The organism is Pseudomonas sp. LBUM1663 (assembly GCF_059695905.1).
Map to the genome: position 1 here is coordinate 3,059,214 of NZ_CP166792.1, position 15,572 is coordinate 3,074,785.

Here is a 15,572-nt window from a genome sequence, read left to right on the forward strand (position 1 = left end):
GGCGGTCGTGTTGTTACACCGTATTGAGTTTCACCAATACATCAGCGCCGATGTAGCTGTTGCGGCTTCGCTCAAGCGCCGATTGCATGGTTTTTATATTTTCCAGGTAGACCGGTCGGTTGGTTGCCAACTGGCTCAGCAACGAGGTCGTAATGGCGAACGAGTCTGCATTTTTTAGGGCTGTGGTGCTTTTAAGGTAGACAGGCGGATATTTTCCCGGAATCGCAGGTGCATGACCGGAAGCGAGGTTCAGCAAAGGACCTACGTCAAGTTGTTGGTAACCTTTTTGAAACATATCCGGGTCCAGTGCATAGTTGAAGTCTTTTGTATTAGGCGCACCGTGAAACATCTCGTGAACTAAAGCGTCTGCCGTGGTGCCCGGATTGAAAAACTCCTTGCGGTAGTTATCGTTGAAATTGTGAGTGTTGATGATGATAAATTTCTTGTGCGTTGCCTCAGTAGTATTTGCAGCTTTCCATTCGTTGTATAAAGTCGGGTTTAACGCTGCGAGCGCGTCGGCATTTTTGGAACCGTCAAAAATGACGTTACTGGGACTGATCTTCGTAAAATCTGCGTTGACCTCATTCAAGTAGGTGAGGTATTGATGGCGGGTTTGCGGCGAGGCGTCTCCTAAAAGCAGCTTGAGCACCAGGTTTGCGTCATCTTCTAAACGGGTGTCAGACATAACACTGATCGCAGTGTCAACTTTCTTACGCGCCAGAGGCAGACCTTCCTTGATGATGCTTTTAGCGTAGCTTTCGGGCATTAATTTATGAAGCCCTGGAAGGTGGAAGTTTGCGGTCGGCTTGAAGTTCTTCAACTTTCTTCCCCAAGGCTCGCCAAGCCGGTTGAGTGCATACCAATCGTCATTCCTGCGCACCGCTGAAAGTAAGAATGCGTCCGCAACAACATCTGTCTGGCGCCAGATACCTTGCCCGAAATCCGTTCGTTGCGCAGCCTTTATAAGGTCGTAGGATTGAGCACTACCGGTCAGTTTTCGTAGTTGATGGGTAGCATTTTCCAAAGAGTGAAGTCCGACCCTGCCAATACTCAATACACCTTTCTTCAGATATTTTCCGGCACCCAAAAGCAATTCAGGTGTTCCATCCAGTGGGTTGAACGCCGAATTGAGGAAGCCAAGACCGACCTTGGCCAGCGCTCTCGATTTTGAGGCGGTGGAGACGGCCTTGCCGGCGATGCTAACGGCCTTTGCGACTACACCCACCACCAACAAAACGTTAATTGCGAGTTCAATCGTGCAGGACAGCGCGCTTCCTTTATTACGGTCCGGATCATCGGACGTAAAGTCCTCGTAGCAGGCCTTGAACGGCACGATGATATTGATAAAGGTGTCGAAGTATTCCTCTTCTTTGGCGAGTTTTATTTCCAGTTTTGTTCGGCCCCGCGAGTCTTCCAGTAGCTCTTCGTAAGTCCAGACAGGTCGAAGCTTCAAGATGAAGTTCACCAGCGAGTTAAATTGTCCGCTATAAAAACTCTTGTAATGGCCTTGCTGAATTTCGCTCGAGTTTCTTCCGGAGACAGGGAATGTGCCCAGTTTATCCATTGCCCCATGACTGGACAGTACAGCGCCGTGAGGAACGCCATGGGTATAGCTTTCAATATCGGTCGGGAAAAAATGTATGTTGGCAGCGTTGCTCAAGCTATTAATATGACCGGTAAAATCGATCCGTGCGGGTTGCTGTAGCAGACTTTCCTTGTGTATAAGCGCTGCCAGTTCAGGGTTTTCTCGACATAGGCCCTGTAACGTGAACAACTCATAACAGTACAGTCGGCCTTCATACTTCGCACACATCACTACGCCGTAGCGCCCCGTCGCGGCATCCTTGTCTTTCTGTTTTTCCTGAGGAAACACTTCTGGGGGCTGGATGAAGGCAACCGATGGGCGAAGGGTAAAGAGAGTAACCTCACCGCACAGAAGACGAGTGCGGTCAATGGGCGCTAATGCCGACAAAACGAGGTTTAGTGTTGTGGCCATCGCTTTTTCCAATGGCGCATAGGCTTGGTCAAAGCGCTGCTTGAAGACCCCCTCCGCAGAAACCAGGTTAGGCAACAGGCGAGGAAAGCGCTGATAAATGCTGGTTCCTTTTTTCAAGTCCCAGTCACGTGTCCCAAGATGATTGGACATGTTAAGTTCGACCATAGACATGGCCAATGGCACGAAATTGTTAAACTCATGGAATCCCCGTTGTTTTTCGTAGAGTATTTTTTCCTCCAGAAAATCGCAGTCCGGAACAATATGCTGGAGTATTTCCAACGATATCGCTTTTCGGGAGGGTAGCGGGGTGGCCAAGGATTTTGCGTTCTGCGTGTATAGATCTTCGAACTTTTGATAGGACGCGATGGCAGCGTCAACGGCGGCCTGATAGTTACTGTTGACACGCTCAAGCGTAAAAATATTGTTCAACAAGGCCCAATCAATGATGGGATCAACCGCTAACACGCTATGCAGAATTTCCAGGTTCTTGTTGACCGGCTCAATCTCCTCGAGTTGCATGACCTCCGAATAAGTCATGGAGAGCGCAGACCCAATTGCGTTCGCCTCTGCCAAGGCGACGCCCCGACAGAATGTGATCCATTCAGATGTGCCCAGTAGCAGCGAATCGGGTTGTTCTTTGACCAGGAGCTCTGGAGCCCTGCCTGCCAATAGCAAGTAAGCAGACAAGGTCGCGACGTATGCCGGGACTTTGTGGCTTTCTTCAAGATGCTTCTCAAGTTCGACGATTATTGCTGAAGCTGACTTCTCAACATTCTCGGGTGCGTAAAGATTGTAACCGGCCACATGATTGCGAGGTTCATCTTCACCTGCTGCGGGGTAAATATCCAGAATGATGGCGGTTATCAGGACCTGTTCCGCGTACAGGTCAGAGATTTCTTCTCCCGAATTGGAACCGTACCAGCCCAGTTCATCGATATACGCTTTAGCCCAGAACTGCAAGAAGGGGGGAGTGCCAAACTCGTGCAAAAGTTGACGGTAGTTCATTAGAGTCACACGATTGGCTGTGTGCCAGTTGGGCCCCAATACGATCTGCCATAGAACCGTCAGGAGTTTTTGTTTGCGCCCGGTAAATTGCCCCGTCAAAGCGATGATCTTGCTTCGTTCAGCAGGCGATAATACGGCGGACTGATCGTCGCCGGGTGAAATCATTCCCCAGTAATTACCGAGAGAAGGACTGGGGTTGTATTTAAACTGCAGATGTTTGATCAGGTTTTTTATGTCTTTTACATCTTTAGGTAGCTCGAATTCGTGAAACGCCATCCACTGTTTGACACCGACAGTTTCGCTAACGGAAACAACGCCCCCAATCGCTGACGCGATTTCAGTGAGCACTGCCAAATCATCACTGAGATCAGGATCAAGATTTATCGCGGCGGTGACGCGGCCTGCCTGGTCAGGAGGTAATACGAAGATCTCCCCTTCGGGGAATACAACGAACGAAGAGCCTGCTTTAACGCCATGTTGTTCGAGAATGCGTTTAAAGGCTGGCTTGTCCATCATTCGCTGCAACAGGACAGCACCGGGTTGATGCGCCTGCTCGAAAGATGAGTTCTTCTCCACCGAGATAAAGATACCATCCCAATGCACGGGGTGATCGTCGTCCGTTTTAGTGATATTTTTTTTCAGCAGTGTGAGAATTTGTTGTCGCTCTATTTCGTCACTTTTAATATTTTTGTCAGGGGCATTGAAGAGGCGATACGGTTTAGAGAAACGCGCATCGGAAGTGACTGCAATGTCAGAGTCTTTCATTAATAAATCCATTTATAAGTCGTTACTATTAGGTTTGGCAATCCTCTTTTAGTTAAGGTGATTAAGCAATTCAGCTTGTGTGAGTACGTGTTACTTGCTTGCAGAAAGTTATGGGTTTTGCTTGGCTGGTATTAAAGCAACAAGCACCGCTCTCTTTAGAGTTCGGTGCCTTTTAAGACGTGTCTTTGTTTATTTATGCGAGCATGCCTTTAACCTTGTCCCGCAACTGATCAATGGAAAACGGCTTGCCAATCACCTGCATGCCTGCAGGCACCTCGATGCTCTCGGCATAACCGCTGGCAAACAGAATGGGCAGTTCAGGGCGCAGCATCCGCGCCTGTGTCGCCAGTTCTCGGCCGTCCATCACCGGCAACCCCACATCGGTCATCATCAAATCGATGTGTTGATCTTCATCGTTGAGAAATTCCAGCGCCTTTTCGCTGCCATCGGCCTCAAGGACCTTGAACTCCAGTTCCTCCAGTACATCGACGATCAGCATGCGCACGATGGCATCGTCTTCTACTACCAGGATGATGGACGGGTCGGAGGACATAAGAGGGCTCTCAAGTTAAATTCAGGGTCGCAGGTCGATCGAAATCGCCGGGCTCTAGCATGAGTAAGTGGCAGATCCCGACAAGTTCCCGGCGTTGTGCAAAAAAGAATAGCTGTACAACAGGCGGCAGGATAACCGCTCCTTTGAACAAGAGCAGCTAAATGCGGGGATTTGCCCGCAGACACCTCAGAAAATTGGATCAATGTGCCAGTTTTGGGGCAAACTCCTTGGTTTTGAACAGTTCGACAAGGCCTTCCCATGACCCCTGCGTCTTCGGTTGATGAGCAACGATTCCGTAAACTCCTGAGCCGCAACATCAGCCTGCCGTTGGGCGTCGGTGTGCTCAGTGCAGTGTTCTTTGTCTCGCTGATCACTTACCTGCTGTCGGTGATCCAGTGGGTCGAACACACCGACCGGGTGATCAATAACGCCAATGAAGCGGTGAAGCTGACCGTTGATCTGGAAACCGGGATGCGTGGCTTTTTGCTCAGCGGCGATGAGCATTTCCTCGACCCTTACGAGACGGCCAAGCCGAGAATCGCGGTCGCGCTCAATACCTTGCTCGAACTCACCGCCGACAACCCGGTTCAAACCGACCGTCTGCACCGGCTCCAGGCCTTGCAGTTGGAGTGGGCCAGCTACGCGCAATCAATGATCGATCTGCAGCGCGCCAGCGGCGATTACCGCAGTGCCGTCAGGGCTGGGCGCGGCAAACGGCTGACCGATGAGATCCGCAAGCAATTCGAAGAAGTGATCGACATGGAGCAGCAGTTGCGCACCACGCGCAACGAGGACGTGCGCCGCACCACGATCTGGAGCATCACTCTTTACCTGTTGTTCATCCTCGGCATCAGCGGTTTGCTGGCCTACATCGGCCGTCGCGATTTGCTCAACCTGTCCCAAAGTTACAGTGCCAACCTCGCCGCGCAACAGGCCAGCGCCTGGCGTCTGGAACAGCAAGCGTGGCTGCGCAACGGCCAGACCGAACTGGCAGAGCAGGTATTGGGGCAACTGTCCCTCAACCTGTTGGGGCGCAACATCCTCCAGTTCTGCGCGCAATACCTGGACTCCGCCGTCGCCGCTATTTATGTACGTGAAGAGCACGGCGGCCTCAAGCGTGTCGCGTCTTACGGTTTCTCCCGCGAGCAAGAAGAGCGCGACCAGCAGATTTACAGCGATGAGGGGATTGTCGGCCAGGTGGCGCAACAGGCTCGCCTGATCCGTCTCGATAATGTTCCAAGCGACTACTTCAAAGTCAGCTCCGGCTTGGGCGAAGGCCTGCCGCAAAGCGTGCTCGTGGTGCCCACCAGCGACGATGATCGGGTCAACGGTGTAATCGAACTGGGCTTCCTGCGCCCCTTGGAAGACCGCGACATTGAGTTGCTTGAGTTGATCGCCGGCAACATCGGTACGTCGATCGAGGCCGCTCGTTATCGTCAGCGTTTGCAAGAAGTGCTGGCCGAAACCCAGCAGCTCAACGAGGAGCTGCAAGTTCAGCAAGAAGAACTCAAGACCGCCAACGAAGAGCTCGAAGAGCAGTCGCGGATTCTCAAGGAATCCCAGGCGCACCTGGAAACCCAGCAAGTCGAGTTGGAGCAGACCAACGAACAACTCGCCGATCAGGCGCAGATCCTGGCCGATCAGCGTGATGCGATGGACTTGAAAAACACCGAGCTCAATCAGGCCCAGGCCCAGCTTGAAGAGCGCGCCGAAGAGTTGCAGCGCTCGAGCAAGTACAAGTCCGAATTCCTCGCCAACATGTCCCACGAACTGCGCACGCCGTTGAACAGTTCGCTGATCCTGGCCAAGTTGCTGGCAGAAAACCCAAAGGAAAACCTCAGCGCCGAGCAGGTGAAGTTCGCCGAGTCGATCTATTCCGCTGGGAATGACTTGCTCAATCTGATCAATGACATTCTCGATATTTCCAAGGTCGAGGCCGGCAAGTTGGAAATGCACCCCGAGAACACCAGCGTTGTGCGTCTGGTGGATGGACTGCGTGGGATGTTCGAGCCGATGGCCGCTGACAAGAAGTTGAAATTCGAGGTCGACTTGCAGCCCGGTTCGCCAATGATGCTGTTCACCGACCGCCAGCGTCTGGAGCAAGTCATCAAGAACCTGCTGTCGAACGCAGTGAAATTCACCGAAAAAGGCACCGTCAGCCTCACGGTGGCGTCCCAGCCAAACGACGGCATCGCCTTTATCGTCCGCGATTCCGGGATCGGCATCGCCGCCGACCAGCAGGAAAGCATTTTCGAAGCCTTCCGCCAGGCCGACGGCACCACCAATCGCCGTTATGGCGGCACGGGCTTGGGCTTGTCGATTTCCCGCGATCTGGCGGCGTTGCTGGGCGGTTCGATCAGTGTCACCAGCGAGCCGGGGCAGGGCAGTGTGTTCACCCTGGTGCTGCCGCAGCAATACGTAGAACCGGATGATGCGCCGGTCGCGCCGATGCAGGCTACCCCGGTCGCCGCAAAACCGAGAGTGGCAACGCCCCCGTTGGTGCCGCTGATCGCCGAAGTCGACATTCCGCGTTTCGACGATGACCGCAACAAGGCGCCATTCACCACCCGTTGCATCCTGGTGGTGGAAGATGAGCCGAACTTTGCAAGCATTCTCTACGATCTGGCCCACGAACTGGGTTACCAGTGCCTAGTCGCCCACGGGGCCGATGAAGGCTACGATCTGGCCAAAGAGTTCATTCCCGACGCGATTCTGCTGGACATGCGCCTGCCGGACCATTCCGGGCTGACCGTATTGCAGCGTCTGAAAGAACATGCCGAAACCCGCCATATTCCGGTTCATGTGATTTCAGTGGAAGACCGGGTCGAGGCGGCCATGCACATGGGCGCGATCGGTTATGCGGTCAAGCCGACCACTCGCGAAGAACTCAAGGACGTGTTTGCCCGCCTCGAAGCCAAGCTGACCCAGAAGGTCAAGCGGGTGCTGCTGGTCGAAGACGATGATTTGCAACGCGACAGCATTGCTCGCCTGATCGGCGACGAAGACATCGAGATCACCGCCGTCGGCTTCGCCCAGGAAGCGCTAGACCTGCTGCGCACGACCATTTTCGATTGCATGATCATCGACCTGAAGCTGCCGGACATGCTCGGCAACGACCTGCTCAAGCGCATGTCCACCGAAGATATCTGCTCGTTCCCGCCGGTCATCGTTTACACCGGACGCAACCTGACCCGGGACGAAGAGGCTGAACTGCGCAAGTACTCGCGCTCGATCATCATCAAAGGCGCTCGCTCACCCGAGCGTTTGCTGGATGAGGTCACACTCTTTCTGCACAAAGTCGAATCCAGGTTGTCCCATGAACGCCAACGGATGCTCAAGACCGCGCGTAGCCGCGACAAAGTCTTCGAGGGCCGCAAAGTGCTGCTGGTGGACGACGATGTACGTAACATCTTCGCCCTGACCAGCGCTTTGGAGCAAAAGGGTGCAGTCGTGGTCATCGGCCGGAACGGTCGTGAGGCGATTGAAAAACTGAATGAAGTCGAGGACATCGATCTGGTGTTGATGGACGTGATGATGCCGGAGATGGATGGTTTCGAAGCCACCATCGAGATCCGCAAGGACCCGCGCTGGCGCAAGCTGCCGATCATTGCGGTGACGGCCAAGGCCATGAAAGACGATCAGGAGCGCTGCCTGCAAGCCGGCTCGAACGATTACCTGGCCAAGCCCATCGACCTGGATCGCCTGTTTTCGCTGATTCGCGTGTGGTTACCGAAGATGGAACGCATTTAGTGGAACGCATTGAAACAGTGGCGCGAAACAGCGAGATCGAATTGCGGTTGTTGATCGAGGCGATCTACCTCAAGTACAGCTACGACTTTCGCGATTATTCCGGCGCTTCGATCAAGCGCAGGGTCAATCATGCGTTGGCGCAATTCGAGTGCAATACCATTTCGGCCCTGCAAGAAAAGGTGCTGCACGATCCGACCGCGTTCATGCAATTGCTGCAATTGCTGACGATTCCGGTCAGCGAAATGTTTCGCGATCCTTCGCACTTCCTGGCAATCCGCAAGGAAGTGGTGCCACTGCTCAAGACCTATCCGTCGATCAAGATATGGATCGCCGGTTGCAGCACGGGCGAAGAAGTTTATTCGATGGCGATTCTGCTGCGCGAAGAAGGCTTGCTCGATCGCACGATCATTTACGCCACCGATATCAATCCGCGCTCGCTGGAGAAGGCCAAGCAGGGGATTTTCTCCATGGAGAATGTCCGCGCCTACACTCATAACTACCAGCAGGCCGGTGGCCAGCGTTCGTTCGCCGACTACTACACGGCGGCGTATGGCTACGCGATTTTCGACAAGACGTTGTGTGAGAACGTGACGTTCGCCGATCACAGCCTGGCGACGGACAGCGTCTTTTCAGAAACCCAATTGATTTCGTGTCGTAATGTTTTGATTTATTTCAATAAAAAGCTACAGGATCGTGCGTTCGGTTTGTTCCATGAATCCCTTTGTCATCGTGGATTCCTGGTGCTGGGCAGTAAGGAAACCCCGGATTTTTCCGCCTTCGGCAATCAGTTTGCGCCCTTGGTCAAACAAGAACGGATTTACCGTAAATCATGAACAGTGAAGCGGATTTGCCTTCGATAGAAGCTATCGTGATCGGCGCTTCGGCCGGTGGAGTGGAGGCATTGCTCAACATTCTCAGTCCGTTGCGTAAAGGTTTCGTCCTGCCGATCATCGTAGTCCTGCATCTGCCCGACGAGCGTCGCAGCCAACTGGCCGAGGTCTTTGCCCGCCGGGTTTCGATGCCTGTCAGGGAAGCCGGCGACAAAATCCATGTGGAAGCAGGAACCTTGTATTTCGCCACGCCGGGTTATCACTTGTCGGTGGAGCAGGACCGCAGTTTTTCCCTGAGCCTGGAGGATCGCGTGCATTACTCGCGGCCCTCCATTGATTTTCTGTTCGAGTCGGCTGCCGATGTCTATGGCTCACGCCTGGCAGCCGTGCTGCTAACCGGCGCGAATCGCGACGGCGCCCGAGGGCTGGCCCAAGTCAAATATTCTGGTGGCCTGACCATTGTGCAGGACCCGGACGAAGCCCAGGTCGCGACCATGCCCTTGGCGGCGCTGGATACTCATCAGCCAGACCACATTCTCCCTATACGCGGCATCAGCCGTCTGCTTGTCGAGCTGGAACGAAGAGCATGCTAAGTAACATTCAAGCCAAATTGCTGATTGTCGACGATCTGCCGGAGAACCTGCTGGCGCTCGAGGCACTGATCAAGCGTGAAGACCGCATAGTCTACAAAGCCTTGTCCGCAGACGAAGCCTTGTCGTTGCTGCTGCAACACGAATTCGCCATGGCCATTCTCGACGTGCAGATGCCGGGTATGAACGGCTTTGAACTGGCCGAGTTAATGCGCGGCACGGAGAAAACCAAGAACATCCCGATCGTGTTTGTCAGTGCCGCGGGCCGCGAGCTGAACTACGCGTTCAAGGGCTACGAAAGCGGGGCGGTGGACTTCCTGCACAAGCCGCTGGATATTCACGCCGTCAAAAGCAAGGTCAACGTTTTCGTCGACCTGTACCGCCAAAGCAAGGCGATGAAGCAACAGGTTGAAGAACTGGAACAGGCTCGCCGCGAACAGGAAGCGCTGCTCAAGCAGTTGCAGACCACCCAGAATGAACTGGAGCAAGCGGTGCGCATGCGTGATGACTTTATGTCGATCGTCGCCCACGAAGTCCGTACGCCGCTCAATGGCCTGATCCTCGAAACCCAGTTGCGCAAGATGCACCTGGCCCGGGATAACGCCTCGGCGTTCACCCTCGACAAGATGCACGCCATGGTCGACCGTGACGAGCGGCAGATCAAAAGCCTGATTCGTCTGATTGAAGACATGCTGGATGTGTCACGCATCCGCACCGGCAAGCTGTCGATCCGGACGACGAAATTCGACCTCGTGCAATTGGTCAGCAACCTGTTGCAAAACTTCGCGCCGCAGGTCGACGCCGCCGAGTGCTCCGTGACGTTTACCGCCGAACAGCCAGTGGTCGGCAACTGGGACGAATTTCGTATCGAGCAAGTGATTTCAAATCTGCTGACCAACGCCTTGCGTTATGGTGGCAAGAGCCGGATCGATGTGAGGGTCTACAGTCACGAGGGTCAGGCACAGGTCGAAGTGCAGGACCGCGGGATCGGTATCAGTGAAGAAAACCAGAGGCGTATTTTTCAGCAGTTCGAACGGGTGTCAGCCAAGACCGTGGTCGCGGGGCTGGGACTGGGGCTGTTTATTTCCGAGCAGATCGTCGCCGCCCATGGTGGCTCCATCGCCGTCGAGAGCAAGATCAACGAGGGCGCCTTATTTCGCGTTTGCCTGCCGCTGTAGGAAAACAGCCGGATAAACGCAACCTCTGATCGACCCCATGGTCGTATCAGCAGCTACTGACCGAACAAAGGCTTCCCATGAGTGAAGATGCACAAGATGTAGTACTCATTGTCGAGGATGACCCCTCGATTCTGATGGTATTGTCCGCTTACTTGTCGGGTGAGGGTTACCGGGTGCTGCAGGCCGAAAACGGCGAGCAGGCCTTCGAAATACTGGCGAGCAAGCCGCACCTGGACATGATGATCACTGACTTTCGCCTGCCCGGCGGGATCTCCGGCGTGCAGATCGCCGAGCCTGCCGTGAAGCTGCGACCGGAACTCAAAGTGATTTTTATCAGCGGTTATCCGCAGGAAATCCGCGAGACCGACAGCCCGATCACGCGCAAGGCGCCGATCCTCGGCAAGCCGTTCGATCTGGATGTGTTGCAAGAGCTGATGCAGGAAATGCTGTCGTAAACAGCCCGAAGCCCCCGTCATGGGGGCTTTCAGATTCGGATCATCTCCCGCACCTTGGCCGTCAACAGGTCGAAGGTGAACGGCTTGGTGATCATCTGCATGCCAGGGTCAAGGAATCCACCGCGCACCGCCGCGTGTTCGGCATAACCGGTGATGAACAATACTTTCAGATCAGGCCGGTACTGCCGACCGATTTCCGCCAGTTGCCGTCCATTCATCCCTGGCAATCCCACATCGCTGATCAACAAATCGATACGCTGGCCGGAATCGAGAATCGGCACCGCGCTGTCGGCATCGCCTGCTTCGACGAAGGCGTAGCCCAACTCGCTCAATACCGCACTGACCAGCACCCGTACCGCCGGATCATCCTCGACGATCAGCACGGTTTCACCGTCCTGGGCATGAGGCGCGTGTGCGATATCTTCCAGCGTGTCCTCAACTAGCGCACCGTTGTAGCGCGGAAGATACAGGCTCACCGTCGTACCGTTGCCCACTTCGCTCTCGATGGTCACGTGGCCGTGGGATTGCTTGCTGAAACCGTAAATCATCGACAAGCCCAAACCCGTACCTTGCCCGATCGGTTTGGTCGTGAAGAACGGATCAAAGGCCCTGCTTATGGTGCCTTCGGGCATGCCGCAGCCAGTGTCGGTCACGCGCAGCACGACGTAATCTCCCGGTTGCAGGTTGCTGTGAACCTGCGTGAAACCTTTGTCCAAGCGTTGATTCGAGGTGTTGACCACCAGTTTGCCGCCTTCGGGCATGGCGTCGCGGGCGTTCAGCACCAGATTGAGGAGGGCGCTTTCGAGCTGGTTGGGGTCGGCCTCGGCCACCCACAAGTCCTCGCTCAATTGCATGTCCAGTTGAATGCTTTCGTTGATGCTGCGCTGCAAGAGTTCGCCCATGGACACCACGAGGGTGTTCATTTCCACGGGTTTGGAATCCAGCGACTGGCGTCGGGAAAACGCCAGCAGACGATGGGTCAGACCTGCCGCGCGATTGGCCGAGGTCACCCCCAGATCGATCAGGCCGTCCAGGTCATCGGTGCGACCCCGGGCCAGGCGTCGACGTAGCAACTCGAGGCTGCCGATGATGCCGGTCAACATGTTGTTGAAGTCGTGGGCGATGCCGCCGGTGAGTTGGCCGACAGCCTCCATTTTCTGCGACTGTCTGAGGGCTTCTTCGTTGTGTCGCAGTTGAGCGGTACGTTCCTCGACCTGTTGCTCGAGGGTTTCCAGCGTATTTTGCAGACGCAGTTCGCTTTGGCTCAGGTCGATCAACCGGTCCCTGGCTTCATACTGCCGTCGTCGCCCACGCAACGCGGTAGTGACCAGGCTGATCAATGTCACCGGATGAAACGGGCGCTCGAGGAAGGTCACGTTGCCCAATTGCGGGCCGAGACGTGACGCAGGGTTCTGTTCCGGGCCGCCGTGGTGGGTCAGCAGTACGATTGGCAGGTCTGACCAGGCCGGCTGTTCCTCGATCAAGCCCAGCAGCGGTTCTAGATCGCAACCCAGCAAGGCTTCCGAAGAAATCAACAGCAGGCCGGCGCCTTGTGCCAGCTCGCTGCACAGCGTGACCAGATCCCGGGTCACAAGGCCTTCGAATCCCGCCTCGTTAAGCATCATCAGCGCAATCTGGCTGTCACGTCCCAGCGGCGCGAGAATAATTGCGCGCTCGGACATCGCCTCGGCAACACTCACCGGTCATCCTCCTCGAGGAGTGGCTGGCTGGCACCCAGATAGGTCGGCACGCCGCGCAACACACCCTGGAATGCATCCAGTGGCTCGCCAATCGTCATGCCTCGGCTACCGATTCGATATTCGCGGATGGTCGATTCGTGGCTGCCGGTGCGTTTCTTGATAATTGAAATGGCCCGGCGAACCTTGCCTATCGCTTCGAAGTAGCGCAACAGAATCACCGTGTCAGCCAGATAGGTAATGTCGACCGGGGCCTGCATGTCCCCGACCAGCCCATGTTGGGCCACGGTCATGAACGTCGCGGCGCCTCGGCGATTGAGGTACAGCAGCAACTCGTGCATGTGCAGCACCAGCGCGCTTTCCTCAGGCATTGCGGCCTGATAGCCATTGATGCTGTCGATCACCACGGTTTTGATGTTGCGCTCATCGACGCAACGACGAACCCGGTGCGAGAACTCGCCGGGAGACAGTTCGGCAGCGTCGACTTGCTCGATCAGCAGGTTGCCGGTGTCTTGCAGCGCCTGCAGGTCGATGCCCATGTTTTTCATGCGCTCGAACAGCAGTCCCAGTTCTTCATCGAAGATAAACAGCGCGGCTTTCTCGCCACGGGCGACGGCTGCCGCGGCGAAGATCATAGAGATCAGCGACTTGCCAGTGCCGGCCGGGCCGAGAATCAGCGTGCTGGAGCCGGTCTCGATGCCGCCGCCGAGCAGGGCGTCCATTTCCTTGATGCCGCTGGTCAACTGCTGGCGGATGTAACCGCCGCGGTGTTCAGCGGCGACCAGGCGAGGGAACACGTGAACGCCGTCGCCCATAATCGTGAAGTCATGAAACCCGCCACGGTACTTTTGACCGCGGTACTTAACGATCCGGATCCGCCGACGTTCGGCGCCATAGTTAGGCGTCAGTTCTTCCAGGCGAACCACCCCGTGCGCCACACTGTGCACGGTTTTATCGAGGGATTCGGTGGTCAGGTCATCGAGCAACAGCACGGTCGCGTCGTAGCGCACGAAGTAGTGCTTGATCGCCAGAATTTGCCGGCGATAACGCAGGGAACTCTGGGCCAGCAGGCGGATTTCGGAAAGGCTGTCGAGGACCACCCGGGTCGGCTTGACCCGTTCGACTACTTCGAAAATCTGCTTGGTCGCTTCGCCCAGCTCAAGGTCCGAGGAATACAGGAGGCTTTGCTGATGCTCGGCATTGAGCAGGCTTTCTGGCGGGGTCAGTTCGAAGATATGAATGTTTTCATCCAGCTCCCAACCGTGGGACAAAGCCCCTTGGCGCAGTTCGCGCTCGGTTTCTGAAAGCGTGATGTACAACGAGCGCTCGCCAGCGCGGGCGCCAGCCAACAGAAAATGCAAAGCGACGGTGGTTTTGCCGGTTCCGGGTTCACCCTCCAGCAAAAACACATGGCCGCGGGACAATCCACCGGCCAGGATGTCATCCAGACCTTCGATGCCGGTGGCGGCTTTTGCACTGAACAACTCGTTAGATGTAGACAAAAATAACCCTCTCATGACTAGGGGAAGCGAGGCAGCAGGCCTGAAGTGCCTGAATGGACTGCCTGATCACTTGACCTTTTGCCGTGGTGACGGTTCAACCTTTTTGCTGGACTGCCAGAGGGTGGACGTTACAAGCCTTGCTGCAACGCCGGATCATCGGGGTTGAGCTGTTCGAGTTGCGCGAGAAGGATCTGCACGTTCTGCAACTGTCCGCTTTCTTTCCAGTAATTGATCAGCAGCACCCGCGCCTTGCGATCCGCCGGATGGCGCTGAACGATTTCCTGCAACTGTTTTTGCGCCGCTTCCAGCTCTTGCTCACCGTGCAATGTGGTCGCCAGGTCGTAGCGGTAATCCTTGTTGTTCGGCTCGATCTCGACCGCTTTGGACAGCCCAAGCAGGGCAAACTCACTTTGCCCGTGATGCAGCAACCAAAGCCCCAAGGCATGTTGCAGGTAGGCCGAGTCGGGTTGAGCCTTCAACTGTTTCGCCAGCAATTGCCGGGCTGCGTCGCTCTGGCCTTGCTTATCCAGCACTTCGATCTGCATCACCAGCGCCGGCAGATTGGCTGGGTCCAGTTGCAGTGTGCGTTCCAGGGCCTGTTGCGCTTCTTTCAGTTCGGCATTGTGCAAGTACAGACGGGCCAGTTGGTATTGGGTTTCGGCGCTTTCCGGCAGGCTTTTCAGGTCCCGTTCCCAAGCATCGATGGCTTGCTGCAAAGGCCCGAAATACAAGCCCAGGTTATCCGGCGACAAACCCAGCAGCGCGTTGATCGCGGCAGACCGGACGCTTTGTTCGCTGTCATCGAGTAAGGGGCCGATCAGCAGACTGCGCTGCCCATTGGGCACCAGGCCGCCAATGCTTTTGATGGCTGCAATGCGCACGTCGGCCGAAGGGTTTTGCAGGTCTGCATCCGCCAGTTTCAGGGCTTGCGGGCTCGGGTAATTCGGAAGTTCGGCATGCAGCCAGACACGGCGCTTGGGCGACAGGTCAGGGCGACCCAGTTGCTGGTAGAGCACCCGTGCGGCCCCCGGTTGCCCGGCGCGCGCCTGGGTCAACGCTTCGCTGTAACCGCGCTTGATGGCTTGCGGCACCACAGGGGTCGTACTGCGCAGAAAAAACCAGGCAAGAACGATGGCGAACAGCACACAGAGGCTGATGAGCAAGTAGCGGCGGGACTGGGGCATGCAGGAATCCGGGGCTGGCAGCTTTTGCAAAGTTGTCAGCTTCGGTCAGCTGGGCGTGTGAGTCAAA

General features: G+C 55.7%; 10 protein-coding genes. 5 read left to right on the plus strand and 5 right to left on the minus strand.

Annotation, left to right across the window (positions count from 1 at the left end):
• Nucleotides 1-13: 13 nt before the first annotated feature.
• Both ACA075_RS14085 and ACA075_RS14090 read right to left on the minus strand, forming a co-directional pair.
• Entirely contained in the window at nt 14-3,766 is a 3,753-nt protein-coding gene (locus ACA075_RS14085; protein ID WP_497298999.1) for a hypothetical protein, read from the minus strand.
• A gap of 193 nt (nt 3,767-3,959) precedes the next feature.
• Nucleotides 3,960-4,319, minus strand: a complete 360-nt coding sequence (locus ACA075_RS14090; protein ID WP_497299000.1) for a response regulator — start codon at nt 4,317-4,319, stop codon at nt 3,960-3,962.
• 258 nt (nt 4,320-4,577) lie between these two features.
• Here ACA075_RS14090 and ACA075_RS14095 point away from each other — a divergent pair, with 258 nt between their 5' ends.
• The 5 genes from ACA075_RS14095 to ACA075_RS14115 all read left to right on the plus strand — a co-directional run bounded on the left by ACA075_RS14095 (nt 4,578) and on the right by ACA075_RS14115 (nt 11,122).
• Nucleotides 4,578-8,069, plus strand: a complete 3,492-nt coding sequence (locus ACA075_RS14095) for a response regulator (RefSeq protein WP_497299001.1) — start codon at nt 4,578-4,580, stop codon at nt 8,067-8,069.
• Nucleotides 8,069-8,902, plus strand: a complete 834-nt coding sequence (locus ACA075_RS14100; RefSeq protein ID WP_497299002.1) for a CheR family methyltransferase — start codon at nt 8,069-8,071, stop codon at nt 8,900-8,902. Before ACA075_RS14095 ends, ACA075_RS14100 begins: the two co-directional genes overlap by 1 nt.
• Nucleotides 8,899-9,492, plus strand: coding sequence for a chemotaxis protein CheB (locus ACA075_RS14105; protein ID WP_497299003.1), 594 nt, complete (start codon nt 8,899-8,901; stop codon nt 9,490-9,492). The genes ACA075_RS14100 and ACA075_RS14105 overlap by 4 nt, the downstream gene beginning before the upstream one ends.
• Nucleotides 9,486-10,667, plus strand: coding sequence for a hybrid sensor histidine kinase/response regulator (locus tag ACA075_RS14110; protein ID WP_497299004.1), 1,182 nt, complete (start codon nt 9,486-9,488; stop codon nt 10,665-10,667). Before ACA075_RS14105 ends, ACA075_RS14110 begins: the two co-directional genes overlap by 7 nt.
• Nucleotides 10,668-10,744: 77 nt before the next feature.
• Nucleotides 10,745-11,122, plus strand: coding sequence for a response regulator (locus ACA075_RS14115; protein WP_059405185.1), 378 nt, complete (start codon nt 10,745-10,747; stop codon nt 11,120-11,122).
• Between the two features lie 29 nt (nt 11,123-11,151).
• Here ACA075_RS14115 and ACA075_RS14120 read toward each other — a convergent pair whose 3' ends face one another.
• From ACA075_RS14120 to ACA075_RS14130, 3 genes are all read right to left on the minus strand, one after another.
• Entirely contained in the window at nt 11,152-12,804 is a 1,653-nt protein-coding gene (locus ACA075_RS14120) for an ATP-binding protein (protein WP_497299258.1), read from the minus strand.
• Between the two features lie 14 nt (nt 12,805-12,818).
• Complete coding sequence (locus tag ACA075_RS14125) at nt 12,819-14,321, minus strand: ATPase domain-containing protein (RefSeq protein WP_497299005.1); 1,503 nt, start codon at nt 14,319-14,321, stop codon at nt 12,819-12,821.
• A 128-nt stretch (nt 14,322-14,449) separates the two neighbouring features.
• A complete protein-coding gene (locus ACA075_RS14130; protein ID WP_497299006.1) occupies nt 14,450-15,505 on the minus strand; it encodes a tetratricopeptide repeat protein in 1,056 nt (351 codons plus the stop codon).
• Nucleotides 15,506-15,572 lie beyond the last annotated feature (67 nt).